Below are 19,042 nucleotides of genomic sequence, written 5' to 3'. Positions count from 1 at the left end.
AAAAACAGCGCGCGGTGCGCGTTCTGTTACCTTAATGATAATTTAACATACTCTGAACATACGGCGCTTTATGATTGTATTCTCCTCGCTACAAATCCGACGCGGCATCCGCGTCCTGCTGGACAACGCCACGGCGACGGTTAATCCAGGTCAGAAGGTCGGCCTGGTGGGCAAAAATGGCTGCGGCAAATCCACGCTGCTGTCGCTGCTGAAGGGCGAGATCGCGGCGGATGGCGGCAGCTTTACCTTCCCCGGCAACTGGGCGCTGGCCTGGGTCAACCAGGAGACGCCGGCGCTGGACGTGCCGGCGATCGAGTATGTTATCGACGGCGACCGCGAGTTTCGCCAGCTCGAAGCCGAACTGCAGGCCGCCAACGACCGCAACGACGGCCACGCCATCGCCACCCTGCACGGTAAGCTGGACGCCATCGACGCCTGGACCATCCGTTCCCGCGCCGCCAGCCTGCTGCACGGCCTCGGCTTCTCCAACGAACAGCTGCAAAGCCCGGTGCGCGACTTTTCCGGCGGCTGGCGCATGCGTCTCAACCTGGCGCAGGCGCTGGTGTGCCGTTCCGACCTGCTGCTGCTCGACGAACCGACCAACCACCTGGATCTCGATGCGGTGATCTGGCTGGAGCGCTGGCTGAAAAGCTACCCCGGCACGCTGGTGCTGATCTCGCATGACCGCGACTTCCTCGATCCGATTGTCGACAAGATCCTGCATATCGAACAGCAGACCCTGAACGAATACACCGGCAACTACTCGTCGTTCGAACGCCAGCGCGCCACCAAATTGGCGCAGCAACAGTCGCTGTATCAGCATCAGCAAGAAAAAGTGGCGCACCTGCAAAGTTATATCGACCGTTTTCGGGCGAAGGCCTCCAAGGCCAAGCAGGCGCAGAGCCGCATCAAGATGCTGGAGCGCATGGAGCTGATCGCCCCGGCGCACGTCGACAACCCGTTCACCTTCAGCTTCCGCCCGCCGGAAAGCCTGCCGAACCCGCTGCTGCGCATGGAAAAAGTCAGCGCCGGATATGGCGATAAAGTGATCTTGAAGTCAATCAAGCTGAACCTGGTACCCGGTTCACGCATTGGCCTGCTCGGCCGCAACGGCGCCGGTAAATCGACGTTGATCAAACTGCTGGCCGGCACCCTGGAACCGCTGAGCGGCGAGATCGGCCTGGCGAAAGGCATCAAGCTGGGTTACTTCGCCCAGCACCAGCTGGAATTCCTGCGCGCCGACGAATCGCCGTTGCAGCATCTGAGCCGCATCGCGCCACGGGTGCTGGAGCAGCAGCTGCGAGATTACCTGGGCGGTTTCGGGTTCCAGGGCGACAAGGTCAGCGAAGTGACCGAACGTTTCTCCGGCGGCGAGAAGGCGCGGCTGGTGCTGGCACTGATCGTCTGGCAACGCCCGAACCTGCTGCTGCTCGATGAACCGACCAACCACCTGGATCTCGACATGCGTCAGGCGCTGACCGAGGCGCTGATCGATTTCGAAGGCGCGTTGGTGGTGGTCTCGCACGACCGTCACCTGCTGCGCTCCACCACCGACGATCTGTACTTGGTGCATGACGGCCAGGTCGAGCCTTTCGAGGGCGATCTCGACGACTACCAGCAGTGGCTTGTCGACCTGCAGCGCCAGGAAAACCAGCAGGATGCACCGGAAAAAGAGAGCGGCGGCAACAGCGCGCAGGCGCGCAAGGACCAAAAACGCCGCGAGGCGGAGTTCCGTACGCAGACCCAACCGCTGCGCAAGCAGATCGCCAAGCTGGAACAGCAGATGGAAAAACTGGGCGCCGAACTGGCGGCGGTGGAAGAGCAGTTGGCGGATCCCGCACTGTACGACATCAGCCGCAAGGTCGAACTGACCGACTGCCTGCAAAAGCAAAGCCAGGCCAAATCCGCGCTCGAAGAGACGGAAATGACCTGGCTGGATGCGCAGGAACAGCTGGAGCAGTTAACGCAGGCGTTCGACGCCTAAACGTTGTTACGCCTTGTAAAAGGGCTTGTCCCCCAGAATGGTCGCGCGGTGCATGATGCGCCGCTGCGGCAGATAATCCGCGTTGGCGTAGTGCTGCGTCACGCGGTTATCCCAGATCGCCACGTCATTTTCCTGCCAGCGCCAGCGCACCTGAAACTCCGGTTTGGTGATGTGAGCAAACAGGAAGTTCAGCAAAGCGTCGCTCTCCTTCGGCGCCAGATCGACGATCCGCGTGGTGAACCCTTCATTGACGAACAGCGCCTGCCGGCCGCTGACCGGGTGAGTACGCACCACCGGATGCAGCAGCGGCGGATTTTTCTGCACCGCCAGTTGCCAACGCTGGTGTTCTTCTTCACTGCCGCGATGCTTGTGCTCCGGGAACGACTTGGTGAAGTCATGCTCTGCGCGCAGCCCCGCGAGCAGCGTTCTGAACGGCGCCGACAGCGCCTCGTAGGCCGCGATGCCGCTGGCCCACAGCGTATCGCCGCCGGTGGAAGGCAAGGTCTTGGCCGCCAGGATCGCCCCCAGCGGCGGGTTCTCGATAAAGGTCACGTCGGTATGCCAGTTGTCGTTGTCCGGCGGGTTGTCGTCGTGGGTATCGAGCACGATGATCTCTTCCACGTCGGTGGCGTGCGGATAGACCGGATGGATGTGCAGATCGCCGAAGCGGCCGGCCAGATCGCGCTGCTGCAGCGGCGTGATCGGCTGGTTGCGGAAGAACAGCACCTGATGCTTGAGCAGCGCATGATAAAGCTGTTCAAACTGGCCATCGCCCAACGGCCGGGCCAACTCGACGTTTTCCACCAGCGCCCCGATGTAAGGCCCCAGCGGGGTGATATTCAGACGTTCGTTCATTGCTGTACTCCATGCCACGGGGTCAATCGGCGCTGCAGGGCGCGCAGCCCCAGCTCCAACCCAAATGCAATCACCGCAATCACGCCGATGCCGGCCAGCACCACGTCGGTCGCCAGAAACTCACCGGCGGATTGCACCATAAATCCCAGGCCGCGCGTGGCGGCGATCAGTTCGGCAGCCACCAGCGTCGACCAGCCGACGCCCAGCCCGATGCGGATGCCGGTCAGGATCTCCGGCAGCGCGCTCGGCAGCACCACGAAACGCAGCACCTGCCAACGCGTGGCGCCCAACGCGCGGGCGGCACGCACCCTCACCTGCGCCACGCTGCGCACGCCGGCCACGGCAGACAGCGTCACCGGCGCGAAGATCGCCAGATAAATCAGCAAGATCTTTGAGGTTTCGCCGATGCCGAACCAAATCACCATCAGCGGCAGATAGGCCAGCGGCGGCACCGGGCGGTAGATTTCAATCAGCGGATCGAGGATGCCGCGTACCGTGTCGTTCAGCCCCATGGCGATGCCCACCGGAATGCCGACGATCACCGCCGCCAACAGCGCTACCAGAATACGCCCCAGGCTGGCCGCCAGATGTTGCCACAGCGTGGCGTCCATAAAGCCTTGCGGGCTGGCGATGGTGATCAACTGGTGCAGCACCTGCTGCGGCGCCGGCAAAAACAGCGGGCTGATCAGCTGCAGCGCCGTTACGCCCCACCAGACGATCAACACCGTCAACAGCGTGGCGCCGCTCAGCCAAACGTTGCGCGGCACGCTGAAACGGCGTGCCGCTTTGCCCTGCGGCTGCGCCGCGGCCTTCAGAGTGGAATGCAGGCTCATAGCAAGGCCTCGCGCTGTTGGAAAACTTTGCCCAGCACGTATTCGCGCTGCGCGATAAATTCAGGATCTGACTTGATGGCGCGGCAGGCTTCACCGTCGGCATAGCGTTGGCCGAAGTTCAGCGACAGCCGCTCCACCACCTGCCCTGGCCCCGGCGACAGCAGCAGCAGTTCGCTGGCGAGGAACACCGCCTCTTCGATATCGTGGGTGATCAGCAGCACCTGCTTGCCGGTATCACGCCAAATGGTCAGTAACAGCTCCTGCATCTGCTCGCGGGTAAACGCGTCCAGGGCGCCGAACGGCTCGTCCAACAACAACAGCCGCGGATCGGCGGCCAGAGCGCGGGCGATGCCGACGCGTTGGCGCATGCCGCCGGAAAGCTGCCAGATAAAGTGCTGTTCATAGCCCGCCAGCCCCACGCGCTGCAGCATCTGCTCCGCCACCTGGCGGCGCTGCGCCTTGCCGACGCCGGCCAGTTGCAGGCCGAACTCGACGTTGTCCACCACATTGCGCCACGGCAGTAAGCCCTCATGCTGGAACACCACGCCCCGTTCGGCGCTCGGGCCGTGAACGGGCGTTCCATCCAGCGTGATGCTGCCAGCTGAAGGCTCGATAAACCCGGCGATCAAATTCAGCAGCGTGGTCTTACCGCAGCCCGACGGGCCGAGCACCACCACCAGTTGCCCGGCGGCGATCTGGAACGACACGTCACGCAGCGCGGGCCGCCCCTGATACTCTGCTGAAAGATGATTGACGTTTAGCATCCTGCTTCCTTACGACTGCGGCGCAGCCTGCACCTGTTTCACAAAGCGGTCGGTCACGTAAGCGCTGTAGTCGCTGTCGACCTGCGGGATCTTGCCCTGCTGCTTGAGGAATTCGGCGGTATCGCGGATCGCCTTGTCCACCGGCTGGCCGAGCTGGGCAACCTGATCCGCCACCGGCAGATAACGGTTTCCCTTCACCAGCTCCGGCACCTGCGCTTCCGGCACGCCGCTCAGGCGCGCCAGCGTGCTGAGGTGGTTCGGATCTTTCAGCCACTGTTCCGGCGCCGCCAGGTAGGCTTTTTGCGCCTGCAGGGCGCTGGCGGCAAAGGCGGTCACCACGTCGGGATGTTTCTCGGCAAAATCTTTGCGCACCACCCACACGTCCAGCGTCGGCGAGCCCCATTCGCCCACCTGCGCGGAGTCGGTCAACACCTTGCCCTGTTTGGCCAGTTCGTTGACCACCGGCGCCCAGACGTAGGCGCCGTCGATGTCGCCGCGCTGCCAGGCGGCGGCGATGGCCGGCGGCTGCAGATTGAGGATCTTCACCTGCTCAGGCTTGATGCCCCAATGCTTGAGCGAGGCCAGCAGGCTGTAATGGGTGGTGGAGATAAACGGCACCGCAATGCGCTTGCCGATCAGATCCTGCGGGCTTTTGATGTCATTTTTCACCACCAGCGCTTCGGAACTGCCGAGCTGCGAGGCGATGAGGAACACTTCGATGGGGAGTTTCTGGCTGGCGGCCACCGCCAGCGGGCTGGAGCCGATATTGCCGATCTGCACGTCGCCGGAGGCCAACGCACGCAGCACGCTGGAGCCGCTGTCGAACTTACGCCAGTCGACGGTCGCGCCGGACCGTTTGGCGAAGCTGTTTTCCGCCTGCGCCACCTTGGCCGGTTCCGCCGACGTCTGGTACGCCACGGTCACATCCACCGCGTAGGCGCTGGTTGCGCTGAGCGACAGCGCCAACAGCGCCGCGTTGCGTAAGGAAAAGAGTTTGCCCGCCATGTTCCGCTCCGTTGATAAAAATCTGTTCAGTTGCTGACAGTTTTATCTGAGCGATGACGGGCTATAAAAGAATAAAAAAGTCTTCTTTATTACCGTGAGTAATATAAACACGGGTTACAGCGCGATACTTCCGTGCAGGAACACATGAGCATAGCCGCCGAGCAGCGTGCGATCCCCGTGCAGTTCGCAGAACAGTTCGCCGCCGCGTGCCGAGATCTGCTGCGCATGCAGCCGATGGCGGCCGAGACGCGCCGTCCAGTAAGGCATCAGCGTGCAGTGCGCGGAGCCGGTAACCGGATCTTCACCGCCGTCGAGCGTGAAATAGCGCGACACGAAGTCCACGGTGTCACCCGGCGCGGTAACGATTACCGCACGCCCGGCCAGCGCGATCAGCGCCGGGATGTCCGGCCGCAGCGCGCGTACCTGCGTCTCATTTTCCAGCACCACCATCAGCGCTTTCGCCTGCCACACCTCCAGCGGCTGCTCGCCCAGCAGCGCCGCGAGGCCCGCCGGTTCAGCCACCTTCTGCGGCGGCCGTGCGGGGAAGTCGAGCACCAGCCGTTCCCCGTCCTGCGCATCGCGCTTGACGAACAGCTCGCCGCCGGCCGAACGGAAGCGGATATCCTGCAGCGCCGGATTGATCGCGCTGAACATCACATGCGCCGCCGCCAGGGTGCCGTGGCCGCAAAGGTCGACCTCGCGTTCCGGGGTAAACCAGCGGATAGCGGTCATGTCGCCGTCATCCCAGACAAAGCTGGTTTCCGGCAGGCCGATCTCGTTGGCGATCGCCTGCAGCCGCTCCGCCGACAGCGGCTGCGTCAGCAGGCAAACCCCGGCCGGGTTGCCGCGCAGCCCTTTGCCGGTAAAGGCAACCACGTGATAATAATTTTCCGCCATCGTTCGCTCCTTAATGCCAGATCAGTAACACACAGGCTGCGGTCAACAACCCCATGGAAACGTTGAAGATAACCCAGGCCTTTTTGCTGCGCAGCAGGCGGCCGATCACGGTGCCGAACGCCAGCCAGATAATGCCGGCGACAATGTTGACCACCAAAATGCCCAGCGCGATCGCCGCAATGGATCCGTTGTACTTATCGCCCGCCAGGCTGAAGCTGGCCACCGCCCCCAGCGCCATCAGCCAGGCTTTCGGGTTGAGGAACTGCAGCAGCCAGCCCTGATACAGCCGCACCGGCTGCGGCGGCGCCACGTCGGTTTCCAGTTTTTCATAGGCGGCGGTGGCGACTTTCCACGCCAGCCACAGCAGGTACAGACTGCCGAGGATTTTCAGGATCAGGTGCAGCGACGGGTAGACCAGGATCAGGCTGCCGACGCCGAAAGCCACCAGCAGCAAAATGCTTTGCATGCCGAGCATGATACCGACCATCAGCCACAGCGATCGCATAAAGCCGAAGTTAGCGCCGGAGGTAGTCAACAGCAGGTTATTGGGGCCAGGCGTGATGGCGGCGACCCACAGGAAGCCCAGCATCGAAAGGAATAAACTCGGTTCCATGGCACGGGTGCTCCTCACCCAAGGCGCTTTTTTGCAGTATCATTGTTAGTTCTTGGTATTGAAGCTAACAGTGCGCTAGGGATCTCACAATAGCCGCCCACAACATTTTTACTCAGCCTATGCCTAACACCTTTCGCCCTCTGACCGGGGCCAGTAACCCGCACCTGCAAACGCTGTTGCCGCGGTTGGTGCGCCGCCGCGTGTTATTGAAACCGCATTGGCAACGGCTGGAATTGCCCGACGGCGATTTCGTCGATCTCGCCTGGAGCGAAGATCCGGCGCAGGCGCGCGACAAACCGCGCGCGGTGCTGTTCCACGGCCTGGAAGGCAGCTTCTACAGCCCCTACGCACATGGCCTGCTCAACGCCTGGCGTGAGCGTGGCTGGCTCGGCGTGGTGATGCACTTTCGCGGCTGCAGCGGCGTGCCCAACCGCAAGCAGCGCATCTACCACTCCGGTGAAACCGAAGATGCACGCTTCTTCCTGCGCTGGCTGCGCGACCGCTACGGCGAGGTGCCGACCGCGGCGGTAGGCGTTTCGCTCGGCGGCAACATGCTGGCCTGCTATCTGGCGCAGCAAGGCGCCGACAGCCTGCTGCAGGCGGCGGTGGTGGTCTCGGCGCCGCTGATGCTGGAGCCCTGCGCCTACCGCATGGAGCAAGGTTTCTCCCGTGTTTATCAACGCTACCTGCTGGGGCAGCTGAAACAAAACGCCACCCGCAAGCTGTTGCACTACCCGGACACTCTGCCGCTCAAGCTGTCACAGCTGAACGGGTTGCGGCGCATCCGCGAATTCGACGACGCCATTACCTCGCGCATTCACGGCTTTAGCGACGCTATCGACTACTATCGCCGCTGCAGCGCCCTGCCGCTGTTGCCGGCTATTCAGACGCCGCTGCTGATCATCCATGCGAAGGACGATCCCTTCATGACCCATGAGGTGATCCCCGACGTCGCCGGCCTGCCGCGCAATATCGAATATCAACTGACCGAGTACGGCGGCCACGTCGGCTTCGTCGGCGGCACGCTGAAAAAACCGCACATGTGGCTGGAACATCGCATTCCGGCCTGGCTTTCCCCTTATCTGGACATCCCGACGTGATCATTCCCTGGCAAGAACTGGCAACCGACACCCTGAACAGCCTGATCGAATCCTTTGTACTGCGCGAAGGCACCGATTACGGCGAACATGAACGCTCGCTGGAACAGAAGGTGGAGGACGTGCGCCGCCAGCTGAAAAACGGCGAAGTGGTGCTGGTGTGGTCGGAACTGCACGAGAGCGTCAACATCATGCCGCGCGGCCAGTTCCGCGCCGGGCAGGAAGAAATTTAGTGGCGCTCGGTTCTATGACTGACGGAAAAAATCAGGTAACAATGGGGCATTGCAAACCAGCGCGCGCCATTTTTTCCTGAGATAGAGAGCGTCAACAAGAGCCACAATAATCCCCTGACGCCGGCGCATTCAACACGGAGTGACAACCATCATGTCTGCCAAACATCCCGTTATCGCGGTGACCGGTTCCAGCGGCGCCGGCACCACCACCACCAGCGTGGCGTTCCGTAAGATCTTCCAACAGCTCAACATCCGCGCCGCCGAGCTGGAGGGCGACAGTTTCCATCGCTACACCCGGCCGGAAATGGACGCGGCGATCCGCAAGGCGCGCGATCTGGGCAGACACATCAGCTATTTCGGCCCCGAGGCCAACGACTTCGGCCTGCTGCAGCAGAGCTTTATCGACTACGGCAAGAACGGCACCGGGCGCTCGCGCAAGTATCTGCACACCTACGACGAAGCGGTGCCCTACAATCAGGTGCCGGGTACCTTCACCCCGTGGGAACCGCTGCCGGCGCCGACTGACGTGCTGTTCTACGAGGGGCTGCACGGCGGCGTGGTCACCGAGCACCATGACGTGGCCAACCACGTCGATCTGCTGGTCGGCGTGGTGCCGATCGTCAACCTGGAGTGGATTCAGAAACTGATCCGCGATACCGGCGAGCGTGGCCACTCTCGCGAAGCGGTGATGGATTCGGTGGTGCGTTCGATGGAAGATTACATCAACTACATCACGCCGCAGTTCTCGCGCACCCACATCAACTTCCAGCGCGTGCCGACGGTGGACACCTCCAACCCGTTCGCCGCCAAGGCGATTCCCTCACTGGACGAAAGCTTCGTGGTGATCCACTTCCGCGGGCTGGATCAGATAGATTTCCCCTATTTGCTGGCGATGCTGCAGGGCTCGTTTATCTCACACATCAATACGTTAGTGGTGCCGGGCGGCAAGATGGGGCTGGCGATGGAGCTGATCATGGCGCCGCTGGTGCAGCGGTTGCTGGAAGGCAAGAAGATCGAATAAATGCGTTGAGCGCGGCGCCGGGCCGCGCTCCGTTTCGATTACGCCGGTTGGCGGATCTCGAAGCTGTGGGTCACCGTGGCAGCCTTGTTGAGCATCAGCGCCACCGAGCAGTACTTCTCCGCCGACAGGTTCACCGCACGCTCGACGATCTTGTCGGTCAGGTCCTGGCCGGTAACGATGAAGTGCAGGTTGATATGGGTGAACAACCGCGGGGCTTCTTCGCGGCGCTCGGAGGTCAGCTTCACCTCGCAGTCGCGCACGTCGTTGCGCCCTTTTTGCAGGATGGACACCACGTCGATCGCGCTGCAGCCGCCCACCGACATCAGCACCATCTCCATCGGGCTGGGCGCTTTATCACCGGCGTTGCCGTCCATCAGCACCTGGTGGCCGGAGGCCGATTCCCCCAAAAACGTTAACCCTTCCACCCATTTAACTCTTGCCTGCATTCTGGTCACTCCGGTTGATTTCTTAAAATCAGAGTACGCTTTCGCATAGAAACAGGCAACGTAACCTGATGCTAATCATGCTGAAGCGAGACAACACGAGACACCCGCCTTACTCTGTGCTACAAACAGAGCCGCAATAAATCTTTCCGGGACACTGAATTTCAGGGAAACGCCCAGAGAAAGGCTCCTTTACCGGTATGTTAACAGAATGTAGCTTGCAGCGCTTACGGCAAGTTAATATGCTAGAGCGACAGCGTATTTTTATGACACGCCTCAAAACTTGCCGGTAGCCCTCGCTCATGACTGCGGCTACAGGCGGGTTTTACAGGGAACTCTGACCCCTGTGACACAAGGCAGCGATAACAACAGAGGATAACAGCGAATGGTTCTCGGCAAACCGCAAACAGACCCTACTCTCGAATGGTTCCTGTCTCATTGCCATATCCACAAATATCCATCGAAGAGTACGCTGATTCACCAAGGTGAAAAGGCCGAAACGCTTTACTACATCGTGAAAGGCTCCGTCGCGGTGCTGATCAAGGATGAAGAAGGTAAAGAGATGATCCTGTCCTACCTCAACCAGGGGGATTTCATCGGCGAGCTCGGATTGTTCGAAGAAGGCCAGGAGCGCAGCGCCTGGGTTCGCGCGAAAACCGCCTGTGAAGTGGCCGAAATTTCCTACAAGAAATTCCGCCAGCTGATCCAGGTGAACCCGGACATCCTGATGCGTCTGTCCGCCCAAATGGCGAGCCGCCTGCAGGTCACCTCCGAAAAAGTGGGCAACCTCGCCTTCCTGGACGTTACCGGCCGCATCGCGCAAACCCTGCTGAATCTGGCGAAGCAACCCGACGCCATGACTCACCCGGACGGCATGCAGATCAAGATCACCCGTCAGGAGATCGGCCAGATCGTCGGCTGCTCGCGTGAAACCGTTGGCCGTATTCTGAAAATGCTGGAAGATCAAAACCTGATTTCCGCCCACGGCAAAACCATTGTCGTCTACGGCACCCGTTAATCCCTGAAAAAACGGCGCAGTCTGCGCCGTTTTTTTGTCTGCTCTCTGCCATGTGGCGCCGCCTGATCTACCACCCGGAAATCAACTACGCACTGCGACAAACGCTGGTGTTGTGCCTGCCGGTGCTGTTCGGCCTGCTGATAGGCCAGCTGCAGCTCGGCCTGATGTTCTCCCTCGTGCCCGCCTGCTGCAATATCGCCGGGCTGGATACGCCGCATAAGCGCTTCTTTAAACGACTGATCGTCGGCGGTTCGCTGTTCGCCTTCAGCAGCGTGCTGCTGCAACAGGCCCTGCTGTGGCACGTGCCGCTGCCGGCGCTGATGCTGGGCCTGGCGCTGCTGCTCGGCGTCACCGGCGAAATCAGCCCGCTGCACGCCCGGCTGTTGCCGGCGGCGCTGGTGGCCGCCATCTTCGCCCTCAGCACGGCCGGCACGGTGCCTATCTGGCAGGCGCCGCTGCTGTACGCGATCGGCACCGCCTGGTATGGCTTATTCACCTGGTTCTGGTTCAAGCTGTGGAAAGAGCAGCCGATGCGCGAGACGCTGAGCCAGCTCTACCTGGAACTGGCGGACTATTTCGAAGCCAAATACTCGCTGCTGACCCAGCACACCGATCCGCAGACCGCGCTGCCGCCGCTGCTGGTGCGCCAGCAAAAGGTGATGGACCTGATCAGCCTGTTGTACCAACAGCTTAATTTCCTGCCGCACGCCAACAATCTCGAGCAAAAGCGCCTGCAGCGCGCCTTTCAGGTGGCGATGGACCTGCAGGAGCACATCACCGTCAGCCTGCATCTGCCGGAAGAGGTGCAAAAACTGGTGGAGCAGAGCCAGGCCGAAGCGATCATTCGCCGCAATGCTCAGGTGATCGCCGGCCGGCTGCGCGTGGTGGCGCACGATATTCTCTATCATCAACATTCGAAGCGCTTCTCCATGACCCACGAGCTGGCGGCGCTGGAAAAAATGGCGGCGCAGCATCCCGATAATCCGGTCGGCCAGTTTTGTTATTACCACTTCAGCCGCATCGCCCGCCTGCTGCGCACCCAGCATCCGCTGTACCGCCGCGACCTGATGCCCGGCCAGCACCGCCTGCCGTTTTGGCCGGCGCTGGTCAGCTATCTGTCGTTCAAATCCACCGCCCTGCGCAACGCCGCGCGGCTGGGCGTAACGCTGGCGGTCGGCAGCAGCCTGGGTGCGGTATTCAACCTGCCGAAGCCTTACTGGATCCTGCTCACCATCATGCTGGTGAGCCAAAACGGGTATAACGCCACCCGGGTGCGTATTCAGCACCGTGCGCTGGGCACGATTGCCGGGCTATTGCTGGCAGCCGGGCTGCTGCAGCTGCAGTTGCCGGAGGGAGAAACGCTGAGCATCATGCTGGTGATCACGCTGCTGGCCTACCTGGTTTCGCGCAAGAACTACGGGCTGTCGGTGATTGGCTTTACGGTCACGGCGGTTTACACCCTGCAGCTGCTGGCGCTGAACGGCTCGCATTTTCTGGTACCGCGCCTGATCGATACGCTGATCGGCTGCGTGCTGGCGTTCGGCGGCACCATTTGGCTGTGGCCGCAGTGGCAAAGCGGGCTGCTGCGCAAGAATGCCCATCAGGCGCTGGAGAACGATCAAGCCGCGCTGCGGCTGATGCTGAAGCAACCGGAACCGGACGCCACCGCGTTGGCCTATACCCGCATGCAGGTCAACCAGGCACACAACGCGCTGTTCACCTCGCTCAATCAGGCGATGCAAGAGCCGGGGTTCGCGTCAAACTATCTGGCGGACATGCGGCTGTGGGTCACTCACAGCCAGTTCATCGTCGAACACCTGAACGCCATGACCATTCTGGCACGCGAGCACTACATGCTGACGCCGAAACTGGCGGAAGAGTATCTGCAGACCTGTGAAATCGCGCTGCAAAGCTGCCAGCAGCGGTTGGAATACGACGGCCCGAGCAGCGGCAACAGCGGCATCATGCAGCCGCCGGATCTGCATCCGGACATGCCCGTTACCGAGATGGAGCGCCATCTGCGGCGCATTTTGTCGCACCTGAGCGTGATGCACACCATTTCGTCGCTGGCCTGGCGCCAGCGCCCGCACCACGGCATCTGGCTCAAGCGCAAACTGCGCGATCAATAAGGGCGCGGCATGCCGCGCCCCGTTATATGCCGCGCGGGCTTCAGGCGTTGATCACATCCTGCACCGCCAGCTCGAACAGCGCCATGCCGGCCTCGATATCCTGCAGCTCCACCACCAGCGACGGCGCGAAGCGGATCACGTTCGGCCCGGCATTGAGGATCATCAACCCACGCGCGGCGGCGGCGGTGAGGAAGTCGCGCGCCCTGCCGTGATAATGCGGCGTCAGCTCGGCGCCAATCAGCAGCCCCATGCCGCGAATCGCGGTGAAAATACCGTATTTATCGCCGATATGCTGCAAAGCCTGCACATACAGCGCATGACGCTGCTCAATGCCGCTCAGCACCTCCGGCGTATTGATCACGTCCAGCGCCGCCTCCGCCACCGCGCAGGCCAGCGGGTTGCCGCCGTAAGTGGTGCCGTGGGTGCCCACCTGCATCACCGACGCAATGTCTTCGGTGGTCAGCATGGCGCTGACCGGGAAACCGCCGCCCAGCGCCTTGGCGGTGGTGAGAATGTCCGGCGTCACGCCATAATGCATATAGGCGAACAGTTTGCCGCTGCGCCCCATGCCGCTTTGCACTTCGTCGAACACCAGCAGCGCCTGATGTTGGTCGCACAGCTCGCGCACGCCTTTGAGGAAGCCGGCGTCGACCGGCGTAATACCGCCCTCGCCCTGAATCGGCTCCATCACCACCGCGCAGGTGTGGTCGTCCATCACCGCCTTCACCGCCGCCAAATCGTTGAACGGCACGTGCACGATGTCGGCCGGCTTCGGCCCGAACCCGTCGGAGTATTTAGCCTGCCCGCCCACCGACACGGTGAATAGCGTGCGGCCGTGAAACGCGTTATAGAAAGCGATGATTTTAGTTTTGTACGGGCTGTGGCGGGTGATGGCGTAATGGCGCGCCAGTTTGAACGCCGCCTCGTTGGCCTCAGCGCCGGAGTTGGCGAAGAACACCCGATCGGCGAAGGTGGCGTCGATCAGTTTGCTTGCCAGGCGCAGCGCGGGCTCATTGGTGAAGACGTTGCTGGTATGCCACAGGGTTTCGCCCTGGCGTTTAAGCGCCTCGACCAGCGCCGGATGGCAGTGCCCCAGCGCCGTCACCGCGATGCCGCCGGAAAAATCGATGTACTCTTTTCCCTGCTGATCCCAGACCCGGCTGCCTTGGCCACGCACCGGCACAAACTGGGCAGGCGCATAAACAGGCAGGATCACCTGGTCAAAGGTACTGCGGCTCACTGCGGATTTTTCAGTCATTTTCGGCTCCACCCTGAAAGTTTTTCAGCGCTATCGTAATGTTAGATTGAAAACATAATCACGAAATATGCATAAAAAACCAATCAAGCGCAAACGCAAAACGCCTGACGGGCGAAAAAAACGCACCGGAATTAACGCTTGAGGAAATTATCCAGCAGCTGGTGGCCCTGCTCGCTGAGCACGCTTTCCGGATGGAACTGCACGCCTTCCAACGCCAAAGTGCGGTGGCGGATGCCCATGATCTCGTCGCGCACGCCGTCGCGCTCGCTCCAGGCGGTCACTTCAAAACAGTCCGGCAGCGTATCGGCTTTCAGCACCAGCGAGTGATAGCGGGTCACGGTCAGCGGATCGCTCAGGCCACGAAACACGCCGACGCCCAGGTGACGAATCGCCGAGGTTTTGCCGTGCATCACCGCGCGGGCGCGCACCACCTCGGCGCCGAACGCCTGCCCCAGCGCCTGGTGCCCCAGGCACACGCCGAGGATCGGCAGCTTGCCGGCGAAATGACGAATGGCGGCCAGCGAGATACCCGCTTCGTTCGGGGTACAGGGGCCAGGGGAAATCACCAGATGCTGCGGCGCCAGCCGCTCGATATCGGCCAGCTGCAGCTCATCGTTGCGCTTCACCAGCACCTCGGCGCCCAATTCGCAGAAGTACTGGTAAAGGTTATAGGTAAAGGAGTCGTAGTTATCGATCAGCAGCAGCATGTTAGGTCCGGCAGAGAAAAATGCCGCCACAGTGTACTGATTTAACCCGCCGCTGCCGACGATAATTTCCGCTTACTTTTTACGGCCGCCGGTGATCGACCCCAGCACGCCGCGCAGGATCTGGCGGCCGAGATCGCGCGCCATGCTCTTGGCGGCGGTCTGGACGATGCCGTCGCGCTTGCCGCCGCGCGGGCCGGTGGAACCGAACAGCAGCTCGTTCAGGCCGTCCATCAGGCCGCCGCCCGCCTGCTGTTGTTGCTGTTGCGCCTGCGGTTGCTGCCCCTGCTGCGGGGTGCCGACGGTGGCGAAGCCGCCCGACGACAGCTTCTCGTAGGCGGATTCGCGGTCGATCATATCCTCATAGCGGCCATACAGCGGCGACTTGTTGATCGCGCTGTTCAGCCCTTCCGCACCGAGCATGCCCATTTTGGATTCCGGCGCGATCACCATCGCCCGCTCCACCACGTTAGGCCGGCCCTTCTCGTCGAGGAATGACACCAGCGCTTCGCCCACACCCAGCTCGGTGATCGCCGTTTCGGCATCGAAGGCCGCATTGGCGCGCAGGGTTTGCGCCGCCGTCTTCACCGCCTTCTGATCGCGCGGAGTAAAGGCGCGCAGCGCATGCTGTACGCGGTTGCCCAGCTGGCCCAGCACGCTGTCCGGAATGTCCAGCGGGTTCTGGGTGACGAAGTAAATGCCGACGCCTTTGGAGCGGATCAGACGCACCACCTGTTCGATCTTGGTCAACAGCGCCGCCGGCGCATCGTTGAACAGCAGGTGCGCCTCATCGAAGAAGAACACCAGCTTCGGCTGTTCAGGGTCGCCCACTTCCGGCAAGTGCTCAAACAGCTCGGCCAGCAGCCACAGCAGGAATACCGAATACAGCTTCGGCTGATTGATCAGCTTGTCCGCCGCCAGCAGGTTGATCACGCCGTGACCGTTGGCGTCGGTTTTCATCAGATCGTTGATGTCCAGCATCGGCTCGCCGAAGAACTGGTTGGCTCCCTGCTCTTCCAGCGTCAGCAACCCACGCTGGATGGCGCCGATCGACGCGGCAGAGATATTGCCGTACTGGGTCTGGAATTGTTTGGCGTTGTCGCCGACGAACTGCACCATGGCGCGCAGGTCCTTCATGTCCAGCAACAGCAGCGCATTGTCATCGGCGATCTTGAACACCAGCTGCAGCACGCCGCTTTGCACCTCGTTCAGATCCAACAGGCGCCCCAGCAACAGCGGCCCGAGATCGGAAATCGTGGCGCGGATCGGGTGGCCCTTTTCGCCGTAAATATCCCACGGGATAATGGTGCAGGCCTGCGGCTGCCAGTCGGTGACGCCGATCGCCGCCAGGCGCGCCTGCAGTTTCTCGGAAGGCACGCCCTCGGCGCCGATGCCTGACAGATCGCCCTTCACGTCGGACAGGAACACCGGCACGCCGATGCGCGAGAACTGTTCGGCCATTTTCTGCAGCGTCACCGTCTTGCCGGTGCCGGTTGCCCCGGTGATCAGCCCGTGGCGGTTGGCCAACGCCGGCAAAATCACCAGATCCTGCTCCGGTTTTCCGTCTTTCATCGCTTTGGCGATAATCCGTGGTTCACTCATTTTCTGTTCCTTTGACGCTGACGCAGCGCGAAACGCGCCTGTTGATGCAATAAAGCTATAAGCGCCGCGTAACCCCGTCAAGGACAAACAAAATGGGCGCCGTCGGGATGCCCATGATGCCTGTCTTTTCAGAATCCCCCTAAGACCTGCGTCACCCCCGCAGCCCCAGTTGCTCTTTCAGCGCCTTCAAATAGCGTCGGCTGACCGGTACAGGATCGCCGGCCGACATGATCATCTCCGCTGCGCCGCCCTCTTCGAAACGGATCTCGCGCACCTGCTCCAGATTGACCAGATACTGCCGATGGCAGCGCACCAGCGGCGTACGGCTTTCCAGCGTGCGCAGCGTCAGCTCGGTGAAACACTCCATGCCGTCGCTGCGCACCACGAAGACCCCGCTCAGTTTGGAACGGATCGCCAGCACTTCATCGAACCGCAGCAGGTAGATGCGGCTGTGGCCGGTGCAGGGAATGTATTTCAGGTAACCGGCGCTCTCTTCCAGCGCCGCCACGTCCTGCGGTGCACTGCGCTGCCGCAGGCGTTGCAGCGTCTTGCTCAGCCGCTTCGGCTCCGCCGGCTTCAGCAGATAGTCGAAGGCATGCTCCTCGAACGCCTGCACCGCGTATTCGTCGTAGGCGGTCAGAAACACGATGTGCGGCATGCGGTTGGGATCCAGCATGCCGACCATTTCCAGCCCGCTGATGCGCGGCATCTGGATATCGAGAAACACCACGTCCGGCTGCAGCCGGTGGATCTGGCTGATGGCTTCGATGGCGTTGGCGCATTCGCCGATAATCGCGATCTCCGCCTCGGCCTCCAGCAGATGGCGCAGGTTGTCGCGCGCGGAAGGTTCATCGTCAACAATCAGTGCGTTTAACATCAGGCGGCCCTCTCCATGGGGACATTGAGCGTAATGCGGGTGTAGGCGTCCGGCCGGCAATCCACCTGCACGCCATAGCCTTCGCCGTAGCGCACGCGAATGCGTTTATCCACCAGATTCATCCCCAGCCCGCTGCAGTTCGGTTTCGGCTGGAACAGCCCGGCGTTGTCCGTCACCTGCAGCAGCAGATGCTCGCCTTCGCAGCAGGCGCCGATTTCGATGCGACCCACGCCCAACAGATGCGAGGTGCCATGCTTGATGGCGTTTTCGACGATTGGCTGCAGCGAGAACGCCGGCAGCCGCACCGCCAACAGCGCCTCCGGCAGCGATACCGCGATCTCCAGCCGATCGGCGAAGCGCGCTTTCTCGATCTGCAGGTAGGCGTTCACGTGTTCAATCTCATCCGCCAGGCTGACTTCGTCATCCGAGCGTTTGAGGTTTTTACGAAAGAAGGTTGAGAGGGACTGCACCAGATCGCAGGCGCGCTCGCCATCGCGGCGGATCACCGCCACCAGGGTATTCAAGGCATTGAACAGGAAATGCGGATTGACCTGCGCATGCAGCAGCTTGATCTCCGACTGCGCCAGCAGCTGCTTGTGGCGCTCGTACTGTCCGGCCATGATCTGCGCCGACAGCAGGCTGGCGATGCCTTCGCCCAGCGTACGGTTGATGGTGCTGAACAGCTGGCTTTTCGGTTCGTACAGTTTGATGGTGCCGATCACCCGCTGGTTTTCGCCGCGCAGCGGGATCACCAGCGTCGAACCCAGCTTGCAGGCCGGGTTGATCGAGCAGCAGTAAGAGAGCTGATTGCCGTCGGCGTACACCACCTCGTTGTTGTCGATGGCGCGATGCGAATGCACCGAGACGATCGGCGTGCCCGGCAGGTGGTGATCGTCGCCGATGCCGATAAACGCCAGCAGCTTGTCACGATCGGTGATCGCCACTGCACCGATACCCAGCTCCTGATAAATCACCCGGGCGACCTTCATGCTGTTTTCTTGATCGAAGCCCTGGCGCAGGATGCCCTCGGTGCGCTCGGCGATCTTCAGCGCCTTGGAAGAGAAAGCGCTGGTGTATTTCTCAAACATCGCGCGCCGATCCAGCAGGATTTGCATGAACATCGCCGCACCGACGGTATTGGCGATCATCATCGGCAGCGCGATGTGCTCTACCAGCTGCAACGCTTCGTCGTAGGGGCGCGCCACCGCCAGGATGATCGCCATCTGCAGCACTTCCGCCACCAGCGCCACGCCGCCGACGAACAGCGGATTGAACAGCAGCTCGATGCGCCCGCGGCGCATGGCGATGCTGTGTACGATGCCGCCGACCAGGCCTTCCGACACCGTGGAAATCGCGCAGGCCACGTCGGTCATGCCGCCGAGCGTATACCGGTGCAGGCCGCCGGTCAGCCCGACCAGAAAGCCCACCGACGGCCCGCCCAGCAGCCCGCCCAGGACCGCGCCTATCGCGCGGGTGTTGGCGATCGAATCCTGAATGTGCAGCCCAAAATAGGTGCCCATGATGCAGAACACCGAGAAGATCACGTAGCACAGCAGCTTGTGCGGCAGGCGAATAGTCACCTGCATCAGCGGGATAAACAGCGGGGTTTTGCTCAGCAGATAGGCGATGACGAGATAGACGCACATCTGCTGCAACAGCAACAGCACCTGGTTAAATTCATACATGGCAGCAACTCATCCAGAGACAAC

The 19,042-nt window shown here is 61.7% G+C and carries 18 protein-coding genes; 6 read left to right on the top strand and 12 right to left on the bottom strand.

Features of this window, described 5'->3' with window-relative positions:
- Positions 1 to 70: 70 nt before the first annotated feature.
- Entirely contained in the window at positions 71 to 1,984 is a 1,914-nt protein-coding gene (locus ACJ8HA_RS21770) for an ABC transporter ATP-binding protein (RefSeq protein WP_164100023.1), read from the top strand.
- 6 nt (positions 1,985 to 1,990) lie between these two features.
- On the opposite strand, the gene tauD is transcribed toward ACJ8HA_RS21770, so the two are convergent.
- The 6 genes from tauD to ACJ8HA_RS21740 form a co-directional block, all read right to left on the bottom strand.
- Entirely contained in the window at positions 1,991 to 2,839 is an 849-nt protein-coding gene (gene tauD, locus ACJ8HA_RS21765) for a taurine dioxygenase (protein ID WP_164100022.1), read from the bottom strand.
- Positions 2,836 to 3,672 (bottom strand): taurine ABC transporter permease TauC, encoded by an 837-nt coding sequence (gene tauC, locus ACJ8HA_RS21760; RefSeq protein WP_033631937.1) that lies wholly within the window; start codon positions 3,670 to 3,672, stop codon positions 2,836 to 2,838. Before tauC ends, tauD begins: the two co-directional genes overlap by 4 nt.
- On the bottom strand, positions 3,669 to 4,436 hold the full coding sequence (gene tauB, locus ACJ8HA_RS21755) for a taurine ABC transporter ATP-binding subunit (protein ID WP_038878069.1): 768 nt from the start codon (positions 4,434 to 4,436) through the stop codon (positions 3,669 to 3,671). The genes tauC and tauB overlap by 4 nt, the downstream gene beginning before the upstream one ends.
- 9 nt (positions 4,437 to 4,445) lie before the next feature.
- Entirely contained in the window at positions 4,446 to 5,441 is a 996-nt protein-coding gene (gene tauA / locus ACJ8HA_RS21750; RefSeq protein WP_060424564.1) for a taurine ABC transporter substrate-binding protein, read from the bottom strand.
- Positions 5,442 to 5,555: 114 nt separating this feature from the next.
- Positions 5,556 to 6,338 (bottom strand): PhzF family phenazine biosynthesis protein, encoded by a 783-nt coding sequence (locus ACJ8HA_RS21745; RefSeq protein ID WP_442515512.1) that lies wholly within the window; start codon positions 6,336 to 6,338, stop codon positions 5,556 to 5,558.
- A gap of 10 nt (positions 6,339 to 6,348) precedes the next feature.
- Positions 6,349 to 6,951: a LysE family translocator gene (locus tag ACJ8HA_RS21740; protein WP_038878079.1), complete on the bottom strand. Its 603-nt coding sequence runs from the start codon at positions 6,949 to 6,951 to the stop codon at positions 6,349 to 6,351.
- A gap of 119 nt (positions 6,952 to 7,070) precedes the next feature.
- On the opposite strand from ACJ8HA_RS21740, the gene ACJ8HA_RS21735 reads away from it, so the two are divergent.
- The 3 genes from ACJ8HA_RS21735 (at position 7,071) to ACJ8HA_RS21725 (ending at position 9,302) form a co-directional block, all read left to right on the top strand.
- Positions 7,071 to 8,051, top strand: coding sequence for a hydrolase (locus ACJ8HA_RS21735; protein WP_047729705.1), 981 nt, complete (start codon positions 7,071 to 7,073; stop codon positions 8,049 to 8,051).
- Positions 8,048 to 8,281, top strand: coding sequence for a YheU family protein (locus ACJ8HA_RS21730; protein ID WP_004930376.1), 234 nt, complete (start codon positions 8,048 to 8,050; stop codon positions 8,279 to 8,281). The genes ACJ8HA_RS21735 and ACJ8HA_RS21730 overlap by 4 nt, the downstream gene beginning before the upstream one ends.
- A gap of 151 nt (positions 8,282 to 8,432) precedes the next feature.
- Positions 8,433 to 9,302 (top strand): phosphoribulokinase, encoded by an 870-nt coding sequence (locus tag ACJ8HA_RS21725; protein ID WP_033636275.1) that lies wholly within the window; start codon positions 8,433 to 8,435, stop codon positions 9,300 to 9,302.
- A gap of 38 nt (positions 9,303 to 9,340) precedes the next feature.
- Here the strand turns inward: ACJ8HA_RS21725 and ACJ8HA_RS21720 are convergent, their stop codons facing one another.
- Positions 9,341 to 9,748 (bottom strand): OsmC family protein, encoded by a 408-nt coding sequence (locus ACJ8HA_RS21720; protein WP_004930372.1) that lies wholly within the window; start codon positions 9,746 to 9,748, stop codon positions 9,341 to 9,343.
- Positions 9,749 to 10,130: 382 nt separating this feature from the next.
- On the opposite strand from ACJ8HA_RS21720, the gene crp reads away from it, so the two are divergent.
- A complete protein-coding gene (crp, locus tag ACJ8HA_RS21715) occupies positions 10,131 to 10,763 on the top strand; it encodes a cAMP-activated global transcriptional regulator CRP (RefSeq protein ID WP_004090925.1) in 633 nt (210 codons plus the stop codon).
- A gap of 50 nt (positions 10,764 to 10,813) precedes the next feature.
- Positions 10,814 to 12,892 carry a YccS/YhfK family putative transporter gene (locus ACJ8HA_RS21710; protein WP_060424556.1) on the top strand — a complete coding sequence of 693 codons (2,079 nt, stop codon included), beginning with the start codon at positions 10,814 to 10,816 and terminating at the stop codon, positions 12,890 to 12,892.
- Between the two features lie 40 nt (positions 12,893 to 12,932).
- On the opposite strand, the gene argD is transcribed toward ACJ8HA_RS21710, so the two are convergent.
- The 5 genes from argD to ACJ8HA_RS21685 all read right to left on the bottom strand — a co-directional run bounded on the left by argD (position 12,933) and on the right by ACJ8HA_RS21685 (position 19,018).
- On the bottom strand, positions 12,933 to 14,150 hold the full coding sequence (gene argD, locus ACJ8HA_RS21705) for a bifunctional acetylornithine/succinyldiaminopimelate transaminase (protein WP_033649310.1): 1,218 nt from the start codon (positions 14,148 to 14,150) through the stop codon (positions 12,933 to 12,935).
- A gap of 131 nt (positions 14,151 to 14,281) precedes the next feature.
- Complete coding sequence (locus ACJ8HA_RS21700; RefSeq protein ID WP_049198366.1) at positions 14,282 to 14,857, bottom strand: aminodeoxychorismate synthase component II; 576 nt, start codon at positions 14,855 to 14,857, stop codon at positions 14,282 to 14,284.
- 72 nt (positions 14,858 to 14,929) lie between these two features.
- On the bottom strand, positions 14,930 to 16,456 hold the full coding sequence (locus ACJ8HA_RS21695) for a helicase HerA-like domain-containing protein (protein WP_442515511.1): 1,527 nt from the start codon (positions 16,454 to 16,456) through the stop codon (positions 14,930 to 14,932).
- Positions 16,457 to 16,607: 151 nt separating this feature from the next.
- The gene (btsR, locus tag ACJ8HA_RS21690) at positions 16,608 to 17,333 is read right to left on the bottom strand and encodes a two-component system response regulator BtsR (protein ID WP_047729698.1); all 726 of its coding nucleotides are present in this window, start codon (positions 17,331 to 17,333) and stop codon (positions 16,608 to 16,610) included.
- Entirely contained in the window at positions 17,333 to 19,018 is a 1,686-nt protein-coding gene (locus tag ACJ8HA_RS21685; protein WP_442515510.1) for a LytS/YhcK type 5TM receptor domain-containing protein, read from the bottom strand. The genes btsR and ACJ8HA_RS21685 overlap by 1 nt, the downstream gene beginning before the upstream one ends.
- Positions 19,019 to 19,042 lie beyond the last annotated feature (24 nt).

The sequence above is a fragment of the Serratia sp. CY33802 genome, from assembly GCF_052169095.1.
In the GTDB taxonomy this organism is placed as follows: domain Bacteria; phylum Pseudomonadota; class Gammaproteobacteria; order Enterobacterales; family Enterobacteriaceae; genus Serratia; species Serratia bockelmannii.
The sequence above is the reverse complement of the archived record's forward strand: the minus strand, read 5'-3'. Positions and strand labels throughout refer to the sequence as shown.

Excerpts from the sequence above, each read along its gene's own strand:
- ACJ8HA_RS21770 (WP_164100023.1), top strand. The coding sequence starts at position 71 with ATGATTGTATTCTCCTCGCTACAAATCCGACGCGGCATCCGCGTCCTG.
- ACJ8HA_RS21720 (WP_004930372.1), bottom strand. The coding sequence starts at position 9,748 with ATGCAGGCAAGAGTTAAATGGGTGGAAGGGTTAACGTTTTTGGGGGAA.
- ACJ8HA_RS21745 (WP_442515512.1), bottom strand. The coding sequence starts at position 6,338 with ATGGCGGAAAATTATTATCACGTGGTTGCCTTTACCGGCAAAGGGCTG.
- ACJ8HA_RS21685 (WP_442515510.1), bottom strand. The coding sequence starts at position 19,018 with ATGTATGAATTTAACCAGGTGCTGTTGCTGTTGCAGCAGATGTGCGTC.
- tauB (WP_038878069.1), bottom strand. The coding sequence starts at position 4,436 with ATGCTAAACGTCAATCATCTTTCAGCAGAGTATCAGGGGCGGCCCGCG.
- ACJ8HA_RS21700 (WP_049198366.1), bottom strand. The coding sequence starts at position 14,857 with ATGCTGCTGCTGATCGATAACTACGACTCCTTTACCTATAACCTTTAC.
- ACJ8HA_RS21710 (WP_060424556.1), top strand. The coding sequence starts at position 10,814 with ATGTGGCGCCGCCTGATCTACCACCCGGAAATCAACTACGCACTGCGA.
- argD (WP_033649310.1), bottom strand. The coding sequence starts at position 14,150 with ATGACTGAAAAATCCGCAGTGAGCCGCAGTACCTTTGACCAGGTGATC.
- ACJ8HA_RS21735 (WP_047729705.1), top strand. The coding sequence starts at position 7,071 with ATGCCTAACACCTTTCGCCCTCTGACCGGGGCCAGTAACCCGCACCTG.
- ACJ8HA_RS21695 (WP_442515511.1), bottom strand. The coding sequence starts at position 16,456 with ATGAGTGAACCACGGATTATCGCCAAAGCGATGAAAGACGGAAAACCG.
- tauA (WP_060424564.1), bottom strand. The coding sequence starts at position 5,441 with ATGGCGGGCAAACTCTTTTCCTTACGCAACGCGGCGCTGTTGGCGCTG.
- tauC (WP_033631937.1), bottom strand. The coding sequence starts at position 3,672 with ATGAGCCTGCATTCCACTCTGAAGGCCGCGGCGCAGCCGCAGGGCAAA.
- tauD (WP_164100022.1), bottom strand. The coding sequence starts at position 2,839 with ATGAACGAACGTCTGAATATCACCCCGCTGGGGCCTTACATCGGGGCG.
- ACJ8HA_RS21725 (WP_033636275.1), top strand. The coding sequence starts at position 8,433 with ATGTCTGCCAAACATCCCGTTATCGCGGTGACCGGTTCCAGCGGCGCC.
- btsR (WP_047729698.1), bottom strand. The coding sequence starts at position 17,333 with ATGTTAAACGCACTGATTGTTGACGATGAACCTTCCGCGCGCGACAAC.
- ACJ8HA_RS21740 (WP_038878079.1), bottom strand. The coding sequence starts at position 6,951 with ATGGAACCGAGTTTATTCCTTTCGATGCTGGGCTTCCTGTGGGTCGCC.
- crp (WP_004090925.1), top strand. The coding sequence starts at position 10,131 with ATGGTTCTCGGCAAACCGCAAACAGACCCTACTCTCGAATGGTTCCTG.